A 22,669-nucleotide genomic window follows, 5' to 3' on the forward strand; every position below is an offset into this window, starting at 1 on the left:
CACGCCCCCTCCCGGACCGCCTCGTCCCCCGTCCCGTCCGCCGGGACGGGGGACGCGTCATGTCCGGGCCCGCCTCCCCGGTACACGAGGTGCGCCCACGACCCTTTTTGCAACTTGTTGCATAATGGGTGCGGGCCGACCGGACACCGGCCCGTGAGGCACCGCGCGAGGAGACGACATGGGCGACTACCCCCACCTGCTGGAACCGCTGGACCTGGGCTTCACCACCCTCGCCAACCGCGTGGTCATGGGCTCCATGCACCTGGGCCTGGAGGAGGCGCCGGGCGGCTTCGAGCGGATGGCCGCCTTCTACGCCGAGCGCGCCCGGGGCGGCGTCGGCCTCATCGTCACCGGCGGCATCGCCCCCAACCCCGAGGGCGCCACCTACGAGGGCGCCGCGAAGATGACCACCGAGGCGGAGGCCGGGGAGCACCGCGTGGTCACCGAGGCCGTGCACCGCGAGGGCGGGCGCATCGCCATGCAGATCCTGCACACCGGCCGCTACGCCTTCAACGAGGACGCGGTGGCGCCGAGCGCGATCCAGGCCCCCATCAGCGCCTTCACGCCCCGGGCACTCACCGGCGACGAGGTCGAGCGCACCATCGAGGACTTCGCCCGCGCCGCCGAACTGGCCAGGCACGCCGGGTACGACGGTGTGGAGATCATGGGCTCCGAGGGGTACCTGATCAACCAGTTCATCGCCCGGGCCACCAACAGGCGCGAGGACGACTGGGGCGGCTCCTTCGAGAACCGCATGCGCTTCCCCGTGGAGATCGTGCGGCGCGTGCGCGAACGCGTCGGCGCCGACTTCATCGTGGTCTACCGGCTGTCCATGCTCGACCTGGTCCCCGGCGGCTCCACGTTCGACGAGGTGGTCCGGCTGGCGGAGGCCGTGGAGGAGGCCGGGGCGACCATCATCAACACCGGCATCGGCTGGCACGAGGCGCGCATCCCCACCATCGCCACGTCCGTTCCGCGCGGCGCCTACAGCTGGGTGACCCGCAGGCTCCGGGGCCGGGTGTCCGTGCCGCTCGTCGCGGTCAACCGCATCAACACCCCCGAGGTCGCCGAGGAGATCCTGGCCGGGGGCGACGCCGACATGGTCTCCCTGGCCCGCCCCTTCCTGGCCGACCCCGACTTCGTCGCCAAGGCCGCGGCGGGCACCCCCGAGCAGATCAACACCTGCATCGGCTGCAACCAGGCCTGCCTGGACCACACGTTCAGCCTGAAGGTCAGCTCCTGCCTGGTGAACCCGCGCGCCTGCCACGAGACCGAACTCGTGCTCTCCCCCACCCGCCTGCGCAGGAGGGTGGCCGTCGTGGGCGCCGGACCCGCCGGGCTCGCCTGCTCCGTGTCCGCCGCCGAGCGCGGGCACGAGGTCACGCTGTTCGACGCGGCCGGGGAGATCGGCGGCCAGCTGAACCTGGCCCGCCGCGTGCCGGGCAAGCGGGAGTTCGACGAGACCCTGCGCTACTACCGCGTCCAGCTCGACCGGCACGGGGTGGACGTGCGGCTGGGCACCCGGGTGGGGGCCGCCGACCTGGAGGGCTACGACGAGGTCGTGCTCGCCACCGGCGTCACCCCGCGTGTGCCGGGGATCCCGGGCGTGGACCACCCCAAGGTGGTGGGCTACGCGGACGTCCTGCGCGGGAACGCCGAGGTCGGCGAGCGCGTGGCGGTCATCGGCGCGGGCGGCATCGGCTTCGACGTGGCCGCCTTCCTCACCGACGGCGGGGGCGACGTCGACACCGGGGAGTTCCTGCGCAGGTGGGGCGTGGACACCGACCCCGCCTCCCGGGGCGGCCTCGGCGAGCCCCTGCGTCCGGCGTCGCCGCGCACGGTGCACCTGGTCCAGCGCAGGACCGGCAAGGTCGGCGCGGGCCTGGGAAAGACGACCGGGTGGATCCACCGGCTGGAGCTGCGCCACCGCGGCGTGGAGACGGTCGCGGGGGCCGAGTACGACCGGATCGACGACGAGGGCCTGCACCTGACCGTCGACGGGGAGAAGCGCGTGCTCGACGTGGACACCGTCGTGGTGTGCGCGGGCCAGGAGCCGCTCCGGGACCTCGCCGACGAGCTGACCGCCTCGGGCCGCGCGGTCCACCTGATCGGCGGCGCCGACGAGGCGTCCGAGCTCGACGCCAAGCGGGCGATCGACCAGGGCACCCGACTGGCCGCCGCGCTGTGACGCCCGCCCCGGCCTCCCCGGCGCAGGAGCAACGGGAGGCCGGGGAAAGCCGGGTTCAAGGATCCGCGCGGCCCGGTGTCCCGTGAGTGGCACGCGCGCACCCCGGGTAGCCGCACCACCATGAGAATCGGTGAACGCATCCGCCGGATCGAACGCGACGAGCAGCTCGACCCCGCGGTCTCCAGCATGAAGAGCCTGGCCGAACGGATCCCGTCCGGCACCGTCCGCGACATGCTGCACGGGGTCCAGCTCGGGCACCCCGTCCATCCGATCCTGGTGCAGCTGCCCCTCGGTACGTGGATGGCGGCGGTCCTGCTGGACTCGCTGCCCGGGGACCACCGCCGCAGCGCGCACGCGCTGGTCAACGCCGGTCTGGTCACGACCCTGCCCGCCGTGGTGAGCGGCCTGGCGGACTGGTCGCAGCAGCACGAGCGCCAGCAGCGCGTGGGCGTGGTGCACGCGGCGACCAACGGCGTCGGCACCCTGCTGTTCGGCGCCTCCTCGCTGGCCCGGGCACGCGGCCGCCAGGGCTGGGGGAGGTTCCTGGCGCTGGTCGGCGTGGGCGTGGTCGGCCTGAGCGGGTCCCTGGGCGGGCACATGGCCTACTACCGGTCGGCGGGCGCCAACAGCGCCGACCACCTGGTCGACCTGCTGCCCGGGGGCTGGCACGACCTCGGCCCGCTGGACGGCTTCGACGACGGCGGTCTCGGCGGGGGCGACGTGGCGGGTGTCCCGGTCCTGGTGGCGCGGACGGGCGGCTCCGTGAGCGCGATGCTGGGCACGTGCCCGCACATGGGCGCTCCCCTGGCCGAGGGCGAGCGGGTGGACGGGTGCGTGCGCTGCCCCTGGCACGGCAGCGAGTTCCGCCTGGACGACGGGACGGTGGTCCACGGTCCCGCGACCGCTCCGCCGCAGGTCCTGGATGCGTCGGTCGTGGAGGGCAGGGTCATGGTCCGCCTCCCCGAGTCCGCTCCGTGATGGGGCGCGGATCTTTTTTCTGAGCCTGCTACAGGGGGGTCTTCGGGCGTCCACGGGGTTCTGGAGGTGACGGAGGCGGGACTGCAAGCAGGACTGCGCCGTAGGCGTCGGTTGAGGGTGGTGGTGGGCGACGGGTGGGCACGAGCCGTCTCACCGGAGGCACCGAAGGTTCCCGTTCTTCGGACGCCCGAACACAAGAAGGACTGCGCGCAGCGTCCGTTGAGGGTGGTGGCGGGCGACGGGTGGGACGAAGCGAAGCGGAGGCCCCAAAGAACACTGCCTAGAATGCGCCCATGTCCCTGCCCCACGCCATCCTGACCGCCCTGTTGGAGAAGCCCTCGTCCGGCCTGGAGCTGGCCCGGCGCTTCGACCGCTCGATCGGGTACTTCTGGTCGGCCACCCACCAGCAGATCTACCGGGAGCTGGGCAAGCTGGAGCGGGCGGCGCTGATCCGGGCGCTGGCGACGGACGGGCCGACCCGCGGAGGGCGCAAGGAGTACGAGGTGCTGCCCGCGGGACGGGAGGAGCTGGAGCGCTGGGTGGACCTGCGCGAGGACCCCAGGGCCTCCCGCGACCCGCTGCCGCTGCGGCTGCGCGCCGCCGGGGTGGTGGGCGTGCGCGGCCTGGTCGCGGAACTGCGCCGCCACCGCGATCTGCACCTGCTGCGGCTGGAGGAGTACCGCGGGTTCGAGCGGCGCGACTACCCGGACGGGCCCGCCACCGAACGGGAGCGGGTCCAGCGCCTGGTGCTGCTCGGCGGCATCGACGTGGAGGCCGGGTGGGTGGCGTGGCTGACCCGAGCCGTCGAGGAGCTGGAGGGCGCCGGGGAGGGCGTCCCGGACGCCTGACCGCGTCCCCGGGGGCGCCCCGGACGCCCGGCGGCGGCGGTCTGGGGGCGCCCGACACCGGGCGGACGGTTTTCCGGCGGGTTCCGGACGCTTGACCGGACCGGCCCCCGCGGACGGTCCCGTGGGGCGCTCAGTCCCAGTCCGCCCCGGACTCCGACAGGTTCGCGGGCAGTCGCAGCCCGGGGCGCAGCGGAACCAGCTGGCCCTGGAGGACCATGGCCGCCGCGCCGATGGCGGGCGCGGTCGCGGCCGACGTGGACATGCGCACCTCGACCGGGTGGGCGGCGCGGGCGAAGAAGGCCCGGTCCAGCTCCTCCTGGATGACGGGCAGGTAGACCGACCCCGCCGCGGCCAGGCTCGAACCGGTCAGCACCAGCAGGTCCAGGTCCATCAGGTTGGCCAGCGTGCGGACCGCCACGGCCAGGCGGCGGGCGGAGCGGTCCAGCAGGGCGCGGGCGGTGGGCTGGCCCATGCGGGCCGCGCGGACCACGGCGGTGAACTCCGCGCCCACCGACGGCCGGACCCGGACGCCGTCCCGGGTGAGGCCGGCGGTGCGGGCGAGCTCCCCGTCGGCCCGGGCGGCCGCCACGACGGCGGCCGGGCCGGCCACCGCCTCGGCGCACCCGCGCCCGCCGCACCAGCACAGCGGCCCGTCCACGTCCAGGCACACGTGCCCGATCTCCCCGGCGTTGCCGCTGGCCCCGTGGTAGGGGATGCCGTTGACCAGGACCCCGGCGCCGACGCCGGTGCCCATGTACACGGCGGCGAAGATGGACGAACCGCCGACCACGCCGGACCAGTACTCGCCGAGGGCGGCGGCGGTCGCGTCGTTGCCCGGCACCACGGGCAGGCCGACCGCGTCCTCCAGCTCCTCGGCCGCGGGGTAGTCGGCCCAGTGCCGCAGTGAGGGGTGCCGGTGGAGCGCGCCGGTCGGGGCGACCAGCCCGACGCCGAGCACCCGTTCGCGGTCCACACCGGCGCCCTCCACCAGGGCCTCCACCTGCCGGGACATGCGGGAGGTGGTCTCGGCGGGGTCCTCGTCCCGGTTCACCCCGGCGCGGGTCATCCGGGAGACCACGGCGCCGGTGAGGTCGATGAGGGCGTAGGTGATGCCGATGGGGTCGATGTGGACGCCCACGGCGTAGCGCGACTCGCGGTTGAGCCGGAGCAGGACGCGCGGCTTGCCGCCGGTGGACTCGGCGCGCCCGGTCTCCAGGACCAGGCCGTCGTCGATGAGCCTGCGGACGACGGTGGAGATGGTGGCGCCGGTGAACCCGGTGGCCTCCACCAGCCCCACGCGGCTGATCGTGCCCGCGGCACGGATGACGTCGAGGACCGCCGCCCTGCTCGTCGTGTGCGGGATCACCCGCGACGGCCCGCCCAATGCCACCTCCACCACCTCGACGGCCGGTCCCCGGCCGCGGTCCGCGCTGTGCTCTCCCCCGCTCCGGGACGCCGCGTCCGCGCGCGGACCGCCCGGGTCGCTTCTCCGGGGCCGGTCGCGTCGCGCCCGCGCGCGGGGACCCGCCCCTTCGCGTCCGGCGGGCGAGTGTGGGCCAAGTGTCGCGCCCGCGCGCGGGGACGGCAACCCGGCCCCTCCTCCGCGCCGCGCCCGCACGGGGACGGCCCCCTCCCGGGCCGCTCCCCCGCCCGCCGCGCCTCCGTGACGCGCCCGCGCCGGGGACGGCAGCGTTCCGGGGCTGCCCGCGGGCCGCCGCACGCCGTCTCGCGCCCGCGCGGGGACGCCGGGCCGGACGCGGGCAATCCGGCACGGCCCCGGCTCCGAAGAACCCGGGGAGACCGAACCGAGCGGCGCCGTGCCGCGCGGTCCCCCTCAGAAGGGAGTCCACCGAGCATGCGTGCTTCTCCCACGCACCGCCCCCGGTCGGCCGAGCGGCCCCTAGGGCCGCTGGGCCCATGGATCACCCGGTGGGCGCCGCCCCGCCCGGTGGCCGCGGTGGCCATCGTGCTGCACGGCGGCCAGGTCACCGGGCTGATGAGCACAGAACAGCGACAGCTCGCCGTCCGGCGGATGGACCCGTTCGCCTCCGCGCTGGCCCGCGCGCACGGCGACCGCGGACTGGCCGTGTGGCGGGTGCGCAACCGCGTGCGCGGGTGGAACGGCGACGGACGGTCATCCCTGGAGGACGCCGGACGCGCGGTCGACGAGGTCAGGCGCCACCTGGGCGGCGTGCCGGTGGTCCTCGTCGGCCACTCGCTGGGCGGGCGCGTGGCCCTGCGCTCGGGCGGGCTGCCCGGAGTGCGCGGCGTCGCGGCGCTGGCCCCGTGGATTCCCGAGGGGGAACCGGTGGAGCAGTTGCTCGGCCGACGCGTGCTCCTCGCCCACGGCTCCCGCGACCTGACCACCAGTCCCCGGGCGTCGGCCGACCACACCGCGCGGATCGCCCGCGTGGCGGAGTCCGCGGAGTTCGTCCGGGTGCCCCTGGACGTGCACGCGATGCTGCGCTGGCGCACCTGGAACCGCCTGGTCACCGACTTCGCGGGCACGGTGCTGGACGCCTGCGCCCGGGAGCCGCGGGGATAGCCCCGCCGCACCCGGGCCGCACCCGTCACACCCGTGCCGCCGCGCACGACGGAACGCCGCGCCCCTCCGGACGCACCGCACCCGGCCCTCCCGTGCACCGGCCCGCGACCGGGTTCAGAGCCGGGTGGCACGCACCAGGACCAGCCGTTCCGGGAAGAGCACCGGCGCCTGGAGTCCCGCGTTCTCCAGCACCGCGCCCCTGACGCGGACGCCCTCGGGGGTCCACCAGGGCAGCGGCACCCCCCACCGGTGGGCGTTGCCGTCGGGCACGTCCCCGGGCGCCTGCGGGCGGACCCGGTAGACCGCCTCGGGGTTCAGACCCGGCAGCCGGACGGGCCCGGTCGGGTACAGCTCCGAGGTCCCCGTGGCGACGATCGCGTAGAGCGCCTCGGACCGGTCCTCGGCGACCACGCCGTGCACCCGGACCGCCGGGTCCGGGTGGTCGCCGTGCACGGCGGTTCCCGTGTGCAGCAGACCGCGCAGCTCCTTGTACAGCTCCACCCACTCCCGCAGGCGGGCCAGCTCGGCGCCGTCGGCCCGGGTGAGGTCCCACTCGATCCCGAAGTGCCCGAACAGGGCGGTCCCGGCCCGGAAGTCGACGGTGTGGCGGCGGTCGGTGGTGTGCGCGGTGCCCGCCCCCACGTGGGTGCCCATCAGCTCCAGCGGGACGAGCGCGTTGGTCCACCGCTGGATGTCCTGCCGCTCCAGGGCGTCGATGCAGTCGGAGACCCACACGCGGTCGGTGCGCTCCAGCACTCCCAGGTCCACCCGCCCGCCGCCGGACGAGCAGGACTCGATCTCCACGCCCGGGTGGCGGCGGCGCAGTTCGTCCATCAGCCGGTAGACCGCCAGGGTCTGGCCGTGGACCCCGGCCCGCCCGGTCGGCCGGTGCCCGGCGTCCACCAGGTCCCGGTTGTGGTCCCACTTGAGGTAGGAGACCGGGTAGGCGGACAGCAGGTCGTCCAGGCGCTCCAAGACGTACGCGAACGCCTCCGGGCGGGCCAGGTCGAGCACCTGCTGGGAGCGCGCCGGCCGGGGCAGCCGGTCGCCCGCGGCCATGATCCAGTCGGGGTGCGCGCGGGCCAGGTCGGAGTCCTCGTTGACCATCTCCGGCTCCACCCACAGCCCGAACTGCATGCCGAGCCCGGTGACGTGGTCGGTGAGCGGGCCCAGCCCGTCCGGCCACACCTCGTCGGAGACGTACCAGTCGCCGAGGCCGCGCCGGTCGTCGCGGCGCGAGCCGAACCAGCCGTCGTCGAGCACGAACCGCTCGGCGCCCACGCGGGCGGCGGCGTCGGCCAGCTCGCGCAGCCGGTCGAGGTCGTGGTCGAAGTACACGGCCTCCCAGGTGTTGACGACCACCGGGCGCGGTGTGGAGGGGTGGTGCGGGCGCGAGCGCAGGTGCCGGTGGAAGCGGGCGGAGACCTCGTCCAGGCCGTGCCCGTGCGAGCCGTACTGCCACGGGGTGGTGTAGGACTCCCCCTCGGCCAGCACGACCTCCCCGGAGAGCAGCAGCTCGCCCGAGCCCAGCAGGGACACCGCGTGGTAGGTGCGCTCGGCGAAGGTGCGGTGGTTGCCCGACCAGGCCGTGTGCACGGCCCACACCTCGCCGGAGCGGTTGCCGGAGCCGTGCGTTCCCGCGGCCAGCAGGTGGGCCGCGTCGTACCCCGTGCGCCCGGTGCGGTTCTCGCGCACCCGCAGGCCCTGGGTGAAGGCGGTCCGCTGCGGGCTGCGCTCGCGCATGTGGCGCCCGCCGAAGTCGAGCAGCTCGACCGCCTCGGCCGGGACGGGGAGGACGAGGTTGACGGCGTCCACGGCGAAGGGGGACGCGGCCCCGTTGGTGACGGTGGCGCGCTGGCGGACCAGGCCCGAGGGGGCCAGTTCGACCACGAGGTCCAGGACGAGCCCGGCCCGGGCGTCCTCGGCGCGGACGGTCAGGCGCCCGCCCTCCGGGGAGCCGTGCTCCACCGCGGACTCGCGCACGCGGAAGGCGGTGGAGAAGTCGGCGCCGCCCCGGTTGCCGACCAGGCCCGGCGTGCCGAGCCAGCCGGCGGACTGCTCGGGGAGCACGGCCACCTCCACCGGCCCGTCCACGGAGAACCCGATGGGCTGCGGGCTCAGCGCCAGGCGCAGGTCGTCCAGCTCCCCGCGGGAGAGGTCGCCCAGGTCGGAGCCCCAGTGCAGGACCCGGGGCAGGGTCTCGCCGGTCAGGTCCAGCAGGAGGCTCACCCCGGCGGCGCGCAGGTGGGGGAGGTCGGAGCCGCCGGAGAGGGGGCGGTGCGATGCCACGGTCGCCACGTCCTTCGTGGTCGGGAACAGGGTTGACTTACTTTGTTCGGAAAAGTAAGAATCCCCGAGGTGGCTGGTTCGCGCAAGAGGGACCGCCACCCGACGACGACCGCGACGCCCCGCGGAGCGTGCTCCGCGGACACGCCGGGCGTCCCCGCCCCCGAAGCCCCGAGAGGCACAGATGATCCGTCACACCCTGCACGACGGCTGGCTGCTGTCCGCGACGAGCGGGCCCGTCCCGGAGAACGTCGCGGGCCGCACCGTCCCCGCCCGGGTCCCCGGAAGCACCCACCTGGACCTGCTGGCCGCCGGTCTGATCCCCGAGCCCTACCTGGACAGCAACGAGACCGAACTGGCCTGGATGCACCGCGCGGGCTGGCGCTACTCCCTCACCTTCGAGGCCGACGCCGTCGAGGACGGCGAGCGCGTCGACCTGGCCTTCGACGGCCTGGACACGGTGGCCACCGTGGAGCTCAACGGCACCGTGCTCGGCACCACCGCCAACATGCACCGCGGATACCGCTTCGACGTGCGCGACGCGCTGCGCGCCGGGACCAACGAACTCGTGGTCGACTTCCGGTCCGCGCTGGAGTACGCCGAGGAGGTCCGCGGGGAACTCGGCGAGCGGCCGCACACCAACACGCACCCGTACAACATGGTCCGCAAGATGGCCTGCTCCTTCGGCTGGGACTGGGGACCCGACCTCCAGACCGCCGGGATCTGGAAGCCCGTGCGCCTGGAGCGGTGGCGCACCGCCCGCCTGTCCCAGGTGCGCCCGCTGGTCACCGTGGGCGGGGACGGCACCGGCCGGGTGGAGGTGCACGCCGACGTCGAGTGGTCCGGGAGCGCTCCCGGTTCCGGCCTGGTCCTGGCGGCCGAGGTCGCCGGTGTGCGGGCCGCCGCCGACGTGGCTCCCGGCGCGGAGAGCGGCGTGGTCGTGGTCGAGGTGCCCGACGCCCGCCTGTGGTGGCCGGTCGGCCACGGCGACCAGCCCCTGTACGACCTGTCCGTCACCCTGACCGCGGACGGGGAGGTCGGGCCGCTGGGCTCCGAGGACCGCCGCGTGGGCTTTCGCACCATCACCGTGGACACCGCTCCCGACGAGCACGGCACCCCCTTCACCGTCGTGGTCAACGGCAAGCCGATCTTCGTCAAGGGCGCCAACTGGATCCCCGACGACCACTTCCTCACCCGGATCACGCGCGAGCGCCTGGCACGGCGCGTGGACCAGACCGTCGGCGCGCACATGAACATGCTGCGCGTGTGGGGCGGCGGGATCTACGAGAGCGAGGACTTCTACGACGTCTGCGACGAGCGCGGCGTCCTCGTGTGGCAGGACTTCCTCCTGGCCTGCGCCGCCTACCCCGAGGAGGAGCCGCTGTGGAGTGAGTTCGAGGCCGAGGCCCGGGAGAACGTCGCGCGCCTGACCTCGCACGCCTCGCTGGCGCTGTGGAACGGCGGCAACGAGAACCTCTGGGGCTTCATGGACTGGGGCTGGCAGGAGCGGCTCGGGGACCGGACCTGGGGCTACGGCTACTACACCGACCTCTTCCCCCGCGTCGTGGCCGAGCTCGACCCCACCCGGTTCTACGCCGACGGCAGCCCCTACACCCCGGGGTACGCCCCGAAGGAGGTCCACCCCAACGACGAGGCGCACGGCACCCGCCACGAGTGGACCGTGTGGAACCAGACCGACTACCGGGCCTACCAGGACCACGTGCCCCGGTTCTGCTCCGAGTTCGGCTTCCAGGGACCGCCCACCTGGGCCACCCTCACCGACTGGGTGCACGACGAGCCGCTCACGCCCACCTCGCCCGCCTTCCTGCTGCACCAGAAGGCCGATGACGGCAACGGCAAGCTCGCCCGGGGCCTGTCCGCCCACCTGCCCACGCCGAGGAGCTTCGAGGACTGGCACTGGGCCACCCAGCTCAACCAGGCCCGCGCGGTGGCGTTCGGCATCGAGCACTTCCGATCCTGGTGGCCGCGCACCGCGGGCTCCCTGGTCTGGCAGATCAACGACTGCTGGCCGGTCACCTCCTGGGCGGCCGTGGACGGCGAGGAGCGCCCCAAGCCGCTCTGGTACGGGCTGCGCCGCGCCTACGCGCCGCGCCTGCTCACCGTCCAGCCCCGGGACGGACGGCTGGTGCTGGTGGCCGTCAACGACACCGACGAGGCCTGGTCGGAGCCGGTCAGCGCGGAGCGCCAGACCTTCGGGGGCGAGGTGCTGCACACCGCTAGGATCGAGCTGGCCGTGCCGCCCCGTTCCGCGGCGGAGTTCGACCTGGCCCGGGAGCTGCTCGCGGCCGGGGACGCGAAGGAGGAGGTGCTCGTGGCCACGACCCGCGACGCCCGCCTCGTGCGGCCCTTCCGCGAGGACGTCCACCTGTCCTACGACCCCGACGCGCTGACCGCCACCGCCACTCCCGTGGAGGGCGGCTACCGGGTGGAGGTGCGCGCCTCGTCCTTCGCCAGGGACGTCTCCGTGCTGGCCGACCGGGTGGCCCCCGACGCCGAGGCGGACGACATGCTCGTGGACCTGCTGGCCGGGGAGACGCACAGCTTCCTGGTGCGCACCGGGGCGGAGGTCGACCCGGCGGCGCTGACCGCCGCCCCCGTCCTGCGCTCGGCCAACTCCCTGCGCGCGCGGCGGGCGTGATGGACGGGTCCGGGACCGGAGGCGCGGTCGGGCTGGTCCTGGCCAGGCCGCGCCGCCTGCTGAGCGCCGAGCCCTTCTTCATGGAGTTCATCGCCGGGATCGAGGAGCGGATGGCCGAGCGCGACATGTCGGTCCTGCTGCACCTGGTGACCGGCCGGGAGGCCGAGCTGGCCGCCTACCGCCGGTGGGCGGAGCGGCGGCTGGTGGACGCGGTCGTGGTGGTCAACCCGACCGAGGGGGACGAGCGCCCCGCCGTGCTGCGCGAGCTGGGCCTGCCCGCCGTGGTCGCGGGCAGTCCGGTCCCGGACCCCGCCACGCCCACCGTCCTGACCGACCACGTGTCCCCGGTCCGGACGGCGCTGGAACGCCTGCTGGAACTGGGCCACCAGCGCGTCGCCCGGGTGACCGGGCCGGTGGAGCTGCTGCACACACGCGCCCGCACGGAGGCCCTCGCGGAGGGCTGCCGGGCCGCGGGGATCCCCGACCCGGTGGTTCTTGAGGGCGACTACTCCTCCGAGGCGGGCGCCCGGCTCACCGGCGAACTGCTCAAGCGGAAGGACCCGCCGACGGCGGTCCTGTACGACAACGACGTGATGGCGGTGGCCGGGCTGGACGCCGCCCGCGGCATGGGCGTGCGGGTACCCGAGCAGCTGAGCCTGGTGGCCTGGGACGACTCGACCATGTGCCGCCTGGCCGAGCCCGCGCTCACCACCATGAGCGTGGACGTGTACCGGTACGGGGTCGCGGTCGCGGAGTCGGCCCTGGAGTGCGCCGACGGGGCGGCCGTGGCGGAGCGGTGGTCTCCGGCTGCGCGCTTCGTGCCCCGGGGCAGCACCGGCCCGGCCCCCGCCGGGGGGTAGCAGCACCGGCTTGCCGCCACGGCGGCTTGTCGACTTGTCGGTCCGCCGGCTTGTCGGTCTGTCGACGGGACGACCTGTCGACAGGCCGACAGGTCGCTCCGGGGCCGCGCTCCGGCCGCCTGACCCCGTTCCGGCCGCCGGAACCCGATCCGGGAAACGCGAAGGGCCGGTTGCTCCGTGCCGCGCACACCGTGCGTCGGCTCGGACCAACCGGCCCTCGCTACCTCTACCGGCCGGACGCTCACCCTCGTGAGCATCGGCCTCGTGCGGTGGAGGAGGGATTTGAACCCTCGAAGGGTTGCCCCTTACCCGCTTTCGAGGCGGGCGCCATCGGCCACTAGGCGACTCCACCGCGAGACACTCTACCGGATACGGCGCCGTGCGAAAAACCGGCTCAGGAGATCGGAGCACCTGTCCGACAGCTCCCGCGGCACCAGGTCCGGCGGGACGACCTCCGGGCGGTGGTTGAGACGGGGATCGCGGACCGCGTCCCACACCGATCCGGCCGCGCCCGCCTTGGCGTCCCGCGCGCCGTAGACCAGCCGGTCCACGCGGGAGAGCACCGTCGCTCCCGCGCACATCGTGCAGGGTTCGAGGGTGACCACCAGGGTGCAGCCGCCCAGCCGCCACTCACCGCGCGCGCGTGCGGCGGCCCGCAGCGCCAGCACCTCGGCGTGGGCGGTGGGGTCGCCGGTGGCCTCGCGCTCGTTGCGCCCGGTGCCCAGGACGGCGCCGTCGGCGTCCAGCACGACCGCGCCCACCGGCACGTCACCCGTCTCCAGGGCGGCCTCGCCCTCGGCGATCGCCGCGAGCAGGGCGGCGTCGAGGACGTCCCGTCCGATCACAGCCTCATACCGTCGAGGATCTCGGCGAAGCCCGCGCGCTCGGCCACCACGGCCAGGACGTCGCTGGGCAGGACCCCGCCGCCGACGGACAGGGAGCGCAGCTCCTCCTCGGTCAGGCCCAGGTCGGAGAGCAGGTTCCCGTCGCCGTCGGGCCGCGGGTCGGGCCGGGCTCCGGCGCTCTCGGAGGGCGGCGGCGCGCCCAGCCCCCCGGCCTCGGAGAGCACCGAGGCCAGCGGGTGGTCGTGCACCACCCGCGCGTCGGAGAGGTACACGCGCGGCTCACCGCCGTCGTCGTCGGCGCGCACGATGGCGAACCACTCGTCGTCGGCCTCCACGAGCAGGATCGAGACCCCGCTGCCCCGGTCGGTCGCGAAGTCGAGCATCAGTTCGGTGACGTCGTCGATGACGTCCACGTCCCCGAGTTCGACCTCGGTTCCCCGCCACGTCCTCCCGTTGGGAGCGAAGACCGCTGCGAAGGTCGACACCGCGTGCTCTCCTGTCCGCCCGGATGCTCTTCTCGGCAGGTCCTTACCCCATACCATCCAGTACACGCTGGAAGGACTGGGCGAATCCCAGCCGTTCGGACACGCTGGCCAGCACCTCGTCGGGGTACAGGTCCAGGTCGCCCGCCAGGGCGCCCAGCTCCATCTCGTCCAGCCCGAGGTCGGCCACGATGGACAGGTCGCCCGCGGGCAGCACCTGGTCCAGGTCGTCGTCGTCCGGCTGGTCGATGTCCAGGTAGTCCAGAACGTCCCGGGCCACCTGCCAGTCCACGGACGCGGTCACGTCGGACAGGAAGAGGGAGACGTCCTCACCGTAGACCCGCACGATGACGAAGAAGTCGTCGCCGACCGAGACCAGGCCGAGTGAGCCGCTGATGCTCGGCTGCTGGCGCAGGGCGTGGATCAGCCCCTTGAGGTCGTGCGTCAGGGTCACGGGGAGCAGGTCGACGTCCCAGTACTCCTCTTCCCTGTACGCGATGGCCGCGAAGTCGCCCGAGTCGTCGTCACCATGATCGAGCACTGTCATCGTCACCCCAACCCGGCCGGTGTATCGGTGCGGACGAAGGAATCCCGGATCGCCCGTGCGAGTGACATGGTAACGATCACTCCGGTGCCACCGTCCCCCTCGGTCCGCGTCATTCCGGACCACGCTCTCATGAGAACCGGTTCCCCGCTCGCCCCTCCGCCGTCCCCGCGCCCCCCGGACGTCCCCGGCCGCGCGGCCGCGCCGGTCCGGAGCGGGGACCACGCGGCCCGCGGCGCCTCCGGTCCGGTGGACGCGCGCGGTTAGACTCGGGCAGGCCTCCTCCCCAGCCACCGTCTTGTTGTCCCAGCTCAACCGGAGAACGCTTTGGAAACCCTGGTCGTCGACCACCCCCTGGTCGCGCACAAACTGACCACCCTGCGCGACGTGGGTACCGACTCCCCGACCTTCCGGCGCCTGACCGACGAGTTGGTGACCCTGCTCGCCTACGAGGCGACCCGGGACGTCCGAGTGACGGACGTCACTATCCGGACCCCGCTCGTGGAGACCACCGGAACGCAGCTGACGCGCCCCACTCCGCTCGTGGTGCCGATCCTGCGCGCGGGCCTGGGCATGCTCGACGGGATGACCCGCCTGCTGCCCACCGCCGAGGTCGGCTTCCTGGGGATGGCCCGCGACGAGGACACCCTCCAGCCCGCCACCTACGCCGACCGGCTGCCGCAGGACCTGTCCGGCCGCCAGTGCTACGTGCTGGACCCCATGCTGGCCACCGGCGGCACCCTGGCCGCCGCGCTCAAGCTCTTGGTGGAGCGGGGCGCCGACCACATCACCGCGATCTGCCTGCTCGCCGCCCCCGAGGGCCTGACCGCGGTGGAGCAGCGGCTCGCCGAGGACCTGGACCCCGACCACGGCGCGACCCTGCGCGTGGTCACGGCGGCGGTGGACGAGCGGCTCAACGAGCAGGGCTTCATCCTGCCGGGGCTGGGCGACGCGGGCGACCGCCTCTACGGCTGCTCCTGAGACACACCCGCCCCGTCCGCACCCAGCGCCCGCCGGATCACGGTTGGGCGCTTTTTCGGCTCTTTTTGCGACCGGAGGAATGAACGACCGAAAATCGGGCATGCCTGCTGCCGACTCCCCCGTCCGCCCTGGTGGACACGGCGAGCCGGCGCAAGCGCCGACACGGCTTTGCATTAGCCGAATTCATTTCGAGACGGTAATGTAACAGAGAGGAGCGATGATGGTTCCCGCACGCCCGTAAGCGGAGACCAGCCGGACCGAAACACCCCCTCACCCCAGATCTCCCTCTCAGCCCGCTGACACCGCACGCCCGAGCCTCCTCCGGCGCGGCGCTTCGTCCACCCTCCAGCGGCTACCGAAAGATCCCGAAAGAACACACAGCGCGACCCCCGTAGCCCCCAAGGAGTGAGATGAACGAGAACCCCTCCACCTCGACCGCCCGCGACTCTCGCTTCGAACCGGTGCGGAGCCGGCTGGCCGAGGAGTTCTCCGACGTGCACCACACCTCCACCGTCACCCGGTGCGTGGACGCGGCGCGGCACGGCGCCGAGGACGTGACCGGCAGGGCGACCCCCGACCTCGTGGAGCGGATCGCTCGACAGCACCTCCAAGTGCTCGCGCTGGCCTTCGCCGAGCGGTCCTAGCGGTTCCGAGCGGGACCTACCGAGGTTTTCGGCCTGTCCGATCTCCGCTGGCCTGCGCAGGGGGAGATGAATTACCCCCTTATATCCAGCAGTGTCCTTAATGTCATAGTCCTCGATGGACCTGAACCACATTCCGGACCACCAATCACTGGGTTACCAACACCACCGGAACCGGACACAGCCCGCATGCGAGGAAGGTCCGACATACCGCCACGCCGAGGGTGCGCCCCAGGCTTTACGGGCATGATGGTCGGTGCGACAATCACTGCTGGGTTAGTGGGTCAGGTGGATTCCAAGAGGAGTCAGTCGTGGCGAAGTTGAAAAAATGGGGCGGCTACGCGCTCATCGCTTTCGTGGCGTTCTATCTGTTCACACAGCCGGAAAGCGCTGCCGGGGTGATCGAGAGCGCTCTGGGCGGTCTGATGGGGGGCGCGGAGTCGATGTCCCGTTTCGTCAACGCGCTCCTGTAACCGGAACGGTCGGGTGGCATGCGGCTCGTAGCGTCGAGTAACAGCGCTCCTGCGTCGGTCAACCGCTACCTCCTGCCGCACGAGCAGGACGTGGTGACCATCCGTCGGCACCCCGCGGTGCTGATCGGTCCGGTCGGAGCGGTCCTCGGCGCGCTGATCCTCGCCGGGATCCTCAGCAACACCTCCATCGCCGCCAGCGCCGCGACGCTGGCGATCATCTGGTGGGTGTGGCTGCTGGTGTTGGTGTGGTTCGTGTGGCGGGTAGCGGAGTGGTCGGTGGACTACTTCGTCATCACCTCCGCACGGCTCCTGCTGACCACCGGCCTGATCGTCCGGCAGGTGAACATGATGCCGCTGGGCAAGGTCACCGACATGAGGTTCGAGCGGACCCTGCTGGGCCGCTTCCTCGGTTACGGGACCTTCGTGATGGAGTCGGCCGGTCAGGACCAGGCCCTGAGCCGGATCGACTTCATCCCCTACCCGGAGCAGCTCTACCTGGAGGTCGTGGGGCTCATCTTCAAGGAGTGACCCCGCACCTCAAGGCCCACGCGGAGCACCCGCCGTCCCGGCGGGTGCTCTCGCTGTGTTCGGGCCCCCGCCGGGCTGGCGGGAGGCGGTCCCCGGCGGGCCGTGGCCGTCGTACACGGCCGGACCCCTCCGGTGCTGCCGCGCGGCGCCGGGCACGCGCGGCCGGACCGAGCGCCTCCTTCGTGCCTCGTTCACCTCCTGTTAACCTTCCCTTCGGGTGACATACTCCTTTCTCCGACGCAGGTCAGAGAACCGTCACACAGGGCATTCGGCACATCACGCATAGAACCCCACGACCTGGGCATGTCTCCAAGCAGCCTCCACACGGAGGCCGAACCCCCGATGGACCACGCCCACGGCATCCGGCGAATTGACTCGAAGGTGAACGTAGGGTTAACTTGGGACATCTGAAACGGAAACGAGGAGGGTCCCATGGCGCGCAGGACGGACCGTGCACCCCACCCCACTCGGTTCTCGACGACCCGTCGGCGCACCCGCCTCTCGGCTGGGACCAACCGCCTCTCCGGTCTCGCGACCGAGCCGGTCAACGTCCCGCAGCCCCGTGAGGACGCCGACGCGACGACGTCGGGACACCCGATCATGCACTGGGTGCTGGTCACCGACGACAACGGTCGGAACCGCCCCGAGGTCCGCTGGCTCTAGCCGGCGGTTCGAACGAAGGCCTCCCCGCCCGGATCCTCCGGGCGGGGAGGCCTTCGCCGTTGCCCGGGGCCGGCCGCGCCCCGCACGGACGGGCCCGGCGAGTGAGGGGCCGCGCCGATTCCGGCGCGCGGGTACGCGGTGAACCGAAGCGAGCGCGGGGGGCCGTCCCGCGGGGCGGCCCCCTCGTCGTCCGCGGAGTCCGCGCGGGGCCGCCCGGCGACCTCCTCCTGTCTCCACATCCCTTTGTCGACAAATCGGCTTGACCATAAAGAGCAAAGTGGTTAGCCGTTACAGGCCTCCTGTCGCCCCGAAACCCGTGATGTCGGTCTCACGAATCTCCGCTTGACGGCCAACAAAACGAGACGTATCGTCTTGCACATGAGGCTGATCTTCCTGTAGTCCCGCGTCCGACGCCCGAGCCACCGCCGCCAGCGCCCAGCGCCGCACGGCGACCTCCCCGCGCTCCCCGGCGTCGCTGTACCGCGGTCGACCACGGAAGGCCTCACCGTTCCCTTTCCTCGGACCCGCGCCATCGCCGCGCCCTGTCCGAAACCCGGAACGCCAGCGCCCCACCGTCGATCCGCGGCTCATCTCCCAGCCACACCGCAGATCAGGAGGCGCGCATGCTCACCGCCCGAGTACGAGCACGGTCCCAGCTCACCCTCAACGACATCACCCACCGCTACGGCGACCACACCGTGCTCGACCGTGTCACCCTCACCATCAGCCCCGGTGAGCGCGTCGGGGTCATCGGCGACAACGGCTCCGGCAAGAGCACGCTGCTGCGCCTGCTCGCCGGGGAGGAGGAGCCCACCAACGGAGACCTCACGGTCCGCGCCCCGGGAGGAGTCGGACTCCTACGACAAACGTTGGAAGGGGTCGGGGCGGGGGGGCAGACCCCGGAGGCGGTGGGGGTCTCCACCGGCACCGTCGGCGACGCGATCGACTCCGCCCTGGCCGTCCTGCGCGACATGGAGGCGCGCCTGCGCGCGGCGGAGAGCACGCTCGGCTCCGCCACCCCGGAGGAGCTGGACGCCTACGGCGACCTGCTCGCCCGGTTCGAGGCGCGCGGCGGCTACGACGCCGACGCGCGCGTCGACGCCGGACTGCACGGGCTGGGCCTTCCCGGCCTGGACCGCGACCGCCCGCTGAGGACCCTCTCCGGAGGGGAGCGCTCGCGCCTGGCCCTGGCCGCGATGCTGGCGGCCTCACCCGAACTGCTCCTACTGGACGAGCCCACCAACGACCTGGACGACCGCGCGGTCGCCTGGTTGGAGGACCGGCTCCGCCGCCACCGGGGCACGGTCGTGGCCGTCACCCACGACCGGGCGTTCCTGGCCAACGTGACCGACACCGTCCTGGAGGTCGACCACGACCTGCGCCGGATCCGCCGGTACGGCAACGGCTACGACGGGTTCCTGGCCGCGAAGGCCTCGGCCAGGGCCCGGTGGATCCGCGAGTACGAGGAGTGGAGGGCGGACCTGGCCCGGCAGCGCAGGCTGGCCGAGAACAGCATCGCGGCGCTGCGGGCCATCCCGCGCAAGATGGAGAAGGCCGCGTTCGGCCACGGGGCGTTCAAGATGCGCGGGGCCGCGCACGGTTCCATGGGCCGCGTCCGCAACGCCAAGGAGAGGATGGAGAGGCTGACCGCCGACCCGGTGGCGCCGCCGCCGGTACCGCTGCGGATGACCGCCGGGTTCACCGGGTCCCGCGCCGGGGAGAGCACTCCGGCCGCCTCTCTGGAGGGGGTCCGGGTGGACCACCGCCTGGAGGTGCCCTGCCTGGACCTCGCTCCGGGCGAACGCGTGCTGGTCACCGGGCCGAACGGGGCGGGCAAGACCACCCTGCTCCGGGTCCTGTCCGGGGACGCGCTCCCCGACGAGGGACGGGTTTCGGTCCCCGGCCGGGTGGGTTACCTGCGTCAGGAGGACGGCTCCTTCGCCGCCGGACAGACCGTGCTCGGCGCCTACGCCGCGGGGCGGCCCGGTTTCGCCGAGGACCACCGGGACGAGCTGGCCTCGCTCGGACTCTTCCGGCCCGGGGAGCTGGACCAGCCGGTGGCGTCCCTGTCGGTGGGCCAGCGCAGGAGGATCGAGGTCGCCCGGCTGACGTCGGGGGCCTACGACCTGCTGCTCCTGGACGAGCCGACCAACCACCTCTCCCCCGGTCTCGTGGAGGACCTGGAGGAGGCGCTGACGCGCTACGAGGGCACACTGGTGGTCGTGTCACACGACCGCAGGACCCGGCAGCGCTTCACCGGCCGCCACCTGGAACTACGGGAGGGGATCGTGGTCAGCGACTCCGCGTGAAGCGGGCGTAGCGCTTTGTCGACAAATCGGCTTGACCATAAACCGCTATTACGACTAGCCGATATTCGGGGCCTGTGGCACGGCGGGCCCCGACGCGGCGGCTAGCCGGGCGCCATGTCGACGAACCGGCTGTAGTGGCCCTGGAAGGCCACGGTCACGTCCGCTGTGGGGCCGTTGCGGTGCTTGGCCACGATGATGTCCGCCTCGCCCGCGCGCGGCGACTCCTTGTCGTGCACGTCCTCGCGGTAGAGCAGGATGACCATGTCCGCGTCCTGCTCGATGCTGCCCGATTCGCGAAGGTCGGACACCTGCGGGCGTTTGTCGGTGCGCTGCTCGGGACCTCGGTTGAGCTGGGAGAGCGCCACCACCGGGACCTCCAGCTCCTTGGCCAGGAGCTTGAGGGACCGGGACATCTCCGAGACCTCCTGCTGGCGGCTCTCCACCCGGCCGGGCGAGCTCATCAGCTGGAGGTAGTCGACGATGACCAGCTTGAGGTCGTGCTGCTGCTTGAGCCGTCGGCACTTGGCCCGGATCTCCATCATCGACATGTTCGGGGAGTCGTCGATGAACAGGGGCGCGTTGGCCACCTCGCCCATGCGCCTGGCCAGGCGGGTCCAGTCCTCGTCGGTCATCAGCCCGGAGCGCATGGTGTGCAGGGGCACCCGCGCCTCCGCCGACAGCAGGCGCATGACGATCTCGTTGCGCCCCATCTCCAGGCTGAAGAAGACCGCGGTCATGTCGTGCTTGATGGACGCCGCACGCGCGAAGTCCAGGGCCAGCGTCGAGTTGTGGGTGGGGACCATCGACCGGGTGGCCAGGAACAGGTGGTCCGGGTGGTCCACCTGGACGCAGCGCACCGGAACGCTCTCCACCGGTCGCACCTCGGTGACGAACCGGGAGCCGATCCGCGCGTAACCGCGGTCGGCGCCGCGCTCCCGGTGCGCACACCTCTTGCGTTCGAGCCGGAAGACCTCGCTCCTGGAGCCGAAGGTGACCGTGTAGCAGGTGGACGATTCCTCCGACCGGCCGCCGACCCGCCTGGCCACCATCCCGGTGCGGTATCCCAGGCTGTGCGCCAGCTCCCGGAAGCCGTTCGCCAGGCGCTGGCTGGTGACCGCGAACTGCACGGAACCGGTGGCGTTCACCGTGCCGTCCGTGTCCAGCAGACCGGCGAGGAGGGCGCGCCGCTGGTCGGCCGAGGCGCGCAGGTACTCCTGGGGGATGTGCTTGTTCCCCAGAACTCCGAGGGTGCGCAACCTCGCCTGGACACTGCCGTGGCTGGCGACGCACTCACGGGCCGCGGGCGCGGTGTCCTCCTCCGGCAGGAAGACACCGTAGGTCATGCCGGAGGAGCCGACCGGCTTGGTCACGAGTCCCTCGGCCTCGATGTTGAGCAGGACCTCGGGGTCAGTGCTGGTGACCCGGGCGGCGACGGAGGCTCCGTCACCGAGCCAGGCGCCGAGGAAGTAGGGCGGCAGGGGGAGGTCGCGTTCGGGCAGCTCGATCGCCGCAGCGTTGACCACCGAATGGTTCAGCCTGCGGTCGGCGGTCTCCGTACGCAGGGTCCGGGCGATCTCCCTGGTGGTCCGCACCTCGGGCAGCACACGGGGAACCGCGCCCCGGAGCCCGGCCTCCCGGGCAGCGCGCCGCGAGGCCCGCGTGTGGGTCAGCCACTGGTGGTCGCCGTCGGCGACGACGGTGGTGCCGTCGTCGAACACGACCTCGAAGCAGGGGCGCCCGGTCATGACCTCTGTGGCGGCGACCACCCGGGTGGGTGTCCCGTCGGCGGCGATCAGCTCGGTGCCGACCTCCACCTCCCCCATGGTGGTCCATCCGCCGGGTGTCGGAAGGGGCGTGTCCAGGGCCAAAGCCTTGCCCACGGCGGGGCGGGCGGCGATGATGACCATCTGGCCGGGGTGGAGGCCGTTGGTGAGGGCGTCGAAGTCGGCGAAGCCGGTGGGCACGCCGGTCATGGTGCCGTCGTTGGCGCCGATCGCCTCGATCTCGTCCAGGGCGCCCGGCATGATGTCGGCGAGCGCGACGTAGTCCTCGCCGGTTCGCTTCTCGGCGACCTTGTAGATCTCGGCCTGGGCGTGGTCGACCAGGTCGTCCACCTCGCCGTCCCCGGCGTAGCCGATCTGGGCGATGCGGGTGCCCACCTCGACCAGGCGGCGCAGGACCGCGCGGTCGGAGACGATCTTGGCGTAGTAGCCCGCGTTGGCGGCGGTCGGGATGGCCTCGGTGAGGGTGTGCAGGTAGAGGGCGCCGCCGACCCGGGTCGCCTCGCCGCGCTTGGTCAGCTCGGCGTTGACCGAGATGGCGTCCACGGGCTCGCCTCGGGAGAAGAGGTCGACGACGCTCTCGTAGATGATCTGGTGCGCGGGCCGGTAGAAGTCCGCGGAGCGGATGATCTCCACGACCTGCGTGATGGCGTCCTTGGACAGCAGCATGCCGCCGAGCACGCTCTGCTCGGCCTGGATGTCGTGGGGCGGGGTGCGCTCGTATCCGCCTTCTTCAGGTGGCTGCTCAGCGACACTCACGAACGCTCCCCGGGACGGTACTTCCGTCGGCCCGGGAACGGGCCGACCCTTCCAGGATGCCCCATGACGGATGCCGGAGGCGCCTTGGCCGGAGGTTGTGGACACGTCCCTTACCACCATGTCCGGTGCCCCGCAGGGCATCCCGGACCGGGGTTGTGCACATCACCTGTGGATAACTTTGCCACGACCACTGCATATAGCCCTTGACCTGCCAAAACGCAGGATGCAGTCAGGGGGTGCAAGATGCCTCACAGGGCGTGTTTCCACAGGTTATCCACAGGCTTCGGCCGGGGTGTGGA

18 protein-coding genes and 1 tRNA gene are annotated in these 22,669 nt (G+C 72.8%); 12 read left to right on the forward strand and 7 right to left on the reverse strand.

Annotated elements, in window-relative coordinates:
- Window positions 1–178: 178 nt before the first annotated feature.
- The 3 genes from AC0VX6_RS28580 (at window position 179) to AC0VX6_RS28590 (ending at window position 4,014) form a co-directional block, all read left to right on the forward strand.
- Window positions 179–2,188, forward strand: a complete 2,010-nt coding sequence (locus tag AC0VX6_RS28580) for an oxidoreductase (RefSeq protein WP_475467003.1) — start codon at window positions 179–181, stop codon at window positions 2,186–2,188.
- Window positions 2,189–2,308: 120 nt separating this feature from the next.
- Window positions 2,309–3,166, forward strand: a complete 858-nt coding sequence (locus tag AC0VX6_RS28585) for a Rieske (2Fe-2S) protein (RefSeq protein ID WP_013155813.1) — start codon at window positions 2,309–2,311, stop codon at window positions 3,164–3,166.
- Window positions 3,167–3,459: 293 nt separating this feature from the next.
- The gene (locus tag AC0VX6_RS28590; RefSeq protein ID WP_274975555.1) at window positions 3,460–4,014 is read left to right on the forward strand and encodes a PadR family transcriptional regulator; all 555 of its coding nucleotides are present in this window, start codon (window positions 3,460–3,462) and stop codon (window positions 4,012–4,014) included.
- A gap of 130 nt (window positions 4,015–4,144) precedes the next feature.
- On the opposite strand, the gene AC0VX6_RS28595 is transcribed toward AC0VX6_RS28590, so the two are convergent.
- The gene (locus AC0VX6_RS28595) at window positions 4,145–5,404 is read right to left on the reverse strand and encodes an ROK family transcriptional regulator (RefSeq protein WP_274975556.1); all 1,260 of its coding nucleotides are present in this window, start codon (window positions 5,402–5,404) and stop codon (window positions 4,145–4,147) included.
- A gap of 465 nt (window positions 5,405–5,869) precedes the next feature.
- Here AC0VX6_RS28595 and AC0VX6_RS28600 point away from each other — a divergent pair, with 465 nt between their 5' ends.
- A complete protein-coding gene (locus AC0VX6_RS28600) occupies window positions 5,870–6,559 on the forward strand; it encodes an alpha/beta hydrolase (protein ID WP_274975557.1) in 690 nt (229 codons plus the stop codon).
- Between the two features lie 114 nt (window positions 6,560–6,673).
- On the opposite strand, the gene AC0VX6_RS28605 is transcribed toward AC0VX6_RS28600, so the two are convergent.
- Window positions 6,674–8,857 carry an alpha-galactosidase gene (locus AC0VX6_RS28605; RefSeq protein ID WP_475467005.1) on the reverse strand — a complete coding sequence of 728 codons (2,184 nt, stop codon included), beginning with the start codon at window positions 8,855–8,857 and terminating at the stop codon, window positions 6,674–6,676.
- A gap of 172 nt (window positions 8,858–9,029) precedes the next feature.
- Here AC0VX6_RS28605 and AC0VX6_RS28610 point away from each other — a divergent pair, with 172 nt between their 5' ends.
- Together AC0VX6_RS28610 and AC0VX6_RS28615 are read left to right on the forward strand one after the other, a co-directional pair.
- Entirely contained in the window at window positions 9,030–11,504 is a 2,475-nt protein-coding gene (locus AC0VX6_RS28610) for a glycoside hydrolase family 2 protein (protein WP_475467007.1), read from the forward strand.
- The gene (locus AC0VX6_RS28615; RefSeq protein ID WP_475467009.1) at window positions 11,504–12,364 is read left to right on the forward strand and encodes a LacI family DNA-binding transcriptional regulator; all 861 of its coding nucleotides are present in this window, start codon (window positions 11,504–11,506) and stop codon (window positions 12,362–12,364) included. The genes AC0VX6_RS28610 and AC0VX6_RS28615 overlap by 1 nt, the downstream gene beginning before the upstream one ends.
- 267 nt (window positions 12,365–12,631) lie before the next feature.
- Here AC0VX6_RS28615 and AC0VX6_RS28620 read toward each other — a convergent pair.
- The 4 genes from AC0VX6_RS28620 to AC0VX6_RS28635 form a co-directional block, all read right to left on the reverse strand.
- A tRNA-Ser gene (locus AC0VX6_RS28620) sits at window positions 12,632–12,716 on the reverse strand.
- Window positions 12,717–12,726: 10 nt separating this feature from the next.
- Window positions 12,727–13,209 carry a nucleoside deaminase gene (locus AC0VX6_RS28625; protein WP_274975561.1) on the reverse strand — a complete coding sequence of 161 codons (483 nt, stop codon included), beginning with the start codon at window positions 13,207–13,209 and terminating at the stop codon, window positions 12,727–12,729.
- A complete protein-coding gene (locus tag AC0VX6_RS28630) occupies window positions 13,206–13,694 on the reverse strand; it encodes a tRNA adenosine deaminase-associated protein (protein WP_274975562.1) in 489 nt (162 codons plus the stop codon). The genes AC0VX6_RS28625 and AC0VX6_RS28630 overlap by 4 nt, the downstream gene beginning before the upstream one ends.
- Before the next feature lie 43 nt (window positions 13,695–13,737).
- A complete protein-coding gene (locus tag AC0VX6_RS28635; protein WP_043705448.1) occupies window positions 13,738–14,238 on the reverse strand; it encodes a tRNA adenosine deaminase-associated protein in 501 nt (166 codons plus the stop codon).
- A 324-nt stretch (window positions 14,239–14,562) separates the two neighbouring features.
- Between AC0VX6_RS28635 and upp the strand changes: the two genes are divergently transcribed.
- The 6 genes from upp (at window position 14,563) to abc-f (ending at window position 19,830) form a co-directional block, all read left to right on the forward strand.
- On the forward strand, window positions 14,563–15,216 hold the full coding sequence (upp, locus tag AC0VX6_RS28640) for a uracil phosphoribosyltransferase (RefSeq protein ID WP_047868372.1): 654 nt from the start codon (window positions 14,563–14,565) through the stop codon (window positions 15,214–15,216).
- A 410-nt stretch (window positions 15,217–15,626) separates the two neighbouring features.
- Complete coding sequence (locus tag AC0VX6_RS28645) at window positions 15,627–15,860, forward strand: hypothetical protein (RefSeq protein ID WP_274975563.1); 234 nt, start codon at window positions 15,627–15,629, stop codon at window positions 15,858–15,860.
- A gap of 308 nt (window positions 15,861–16,168) precedes the next feature.
- Window positions 16,169–16,330 (forward strand): hypothetical protein, encoded by a 162-nt coding sequence (locus AC0VX6_RS28650; protein ID WP_013155824.1) that lies wholly within the window; start codon window positions 16,169–16,171, stop codon window positions 16,328–16,330.
- Window positions 16,331–16,348: 18 nt separating this feature from the next.
- Entirely contained in the window at window positions 16,349–16,858 is a 510-nt protein-coding gene (locus AC0VX6_RS28655) for a PH domain-containing protein (RefSeq protein WP_130395880.1), read from the forward strand.
- A 432-nt stretch (window positions 16,859–17,290) separates the two neighbouring features.
- Window positions 17,291–17,521 (forward strand): hypothetical protein, encoded by a 231-nt coding sequence (locus AC0VX6_RS28660; protein ID WP_475467014.1) that lies wholly within the window; start codon window positions 17,291–17,293, stop codon window positions 17,519–17,521.
- Window positions 17,522–18,144: 623 nt separating this feature from the next.
- Window positions 18,145–19,830: a ribosomal protection-like ABC-F family protein gene (abc-f, locus tag AC0VX6_RS28665; RefSeq protein WP_475467016.1), complete on the forward strand. Its 1,686-nt coding sequence runs from the start codon at window positions 18,145–18,147 to the stop codon at window positions 19,828–19,830.
- 101 nt (window positions 19,831–19,931) lie between these two features.
- Here the strand turns inward: abc-f and dnaB are convergent, their stop codons facing one another.
- Window positions 19,932–22,370, reverse strand: coding sequence for a replicative DNA helicase (dnaB, locus tag AC0VX6_RS28670; RefSeq protein ID WP_274975566.1), 2,439 nt, complete (start codon window positions 22,368–22,370; stop codon window positions 19,932–19,934).
- Between the last annotated feature and the right edge of the window lie 299 nt (window positions 22,371–22,669).

The sequence above is a fragment of the Nocardiopsis sp. iso_25 genome (assembly GCF_056173305.1).

What these genes read in the sequence shown, in the direction of transcription:
- AC0VX6_RS28580 (WP_475467003.1), top strand. Translation starts at nt 179, where the DNA reads ATGGGCGACTACCCCCACCTGCTGGAACCGCTGGACCTGGGCTTCACC.
- AC0VX6_RS28585 (WP_013155813.1), top strand. Translation starts at nt 2,309, where the DNA reads ATGAGAATCGGTGAACGCATCCGCCGGATCGAACGCGACGAGCAGCTC.
- AC0VX6_RS28590 (WP_274975555.1), top strand. Translation starts at nt 3,460, where the DNA reads ATGTCCCTGCCCCACGCCATCCTGACCGCCCTGTTGGAGAAGCCCTCG.
- AC0VX6_RS28600 (WP_274975557.1), top strand. Translation starts at nt 5,870, where the DNA reads ATGCGTGCTTCTCCCACGCACCGCCCCCGGTCGGCCGAGCGGCCCCTA.
- AC0VX6_RS28610 (WP_475467007.1), top strand. Translation starts at nt 9,030, where the DNA reads ATGATCCGTCACACCCTGCACGACGGCTGGCTGCTGTCCGCGACGAGC.
- AC0VX6_RS28615 (WP_475467009.1), top strand. Translation starts at nt 11,504, where the DNA reads ATGGACGGGTCCGGGACCGGAGGCGCGGTCGGGCTGGTCCTGGCCAGG.
- AC0VX6_RS28635 (WP_043705448.1), bottom strand. Translation starts at nt 14,238, where the DNA reads ATGACAGTGCTCGATCATGGTGACGACGACTCGGGCGACTTCGCGGCC.
- AC0VX6_RS28645 (WP_274975563.1), top strand. Translation starts at nt 15,627, where the DNA reads ATGAACGAGAACCCCTCCACCTCGACCGCCCGCGACTCTCGCTTCGAA.
- AC0VX6_RS28655 (WP_130395880.1), top strand. Translation starts at nt 16,349, where the DNA reads ATGCGGCTCGTAGCGTCGAGTAACAGCGCTCCTGCGTCGGTCAACCGC.
- AC0VX6_RS28660 (WP_475467014.1), top strand. Translation starts at nt 17,291, where the DNA reads ATGGCGCGCAGGACGGACCGTGCACCCCACCCCACTCGGTTCTCGACG.
- abc-f (WP_475467016.1), top strand. Translation starts at nt 18,145, where the DNA reads ATGCTCACCGCCCGAGTACGAGCACGGTCCCAGCTCACCCTCAACGAC.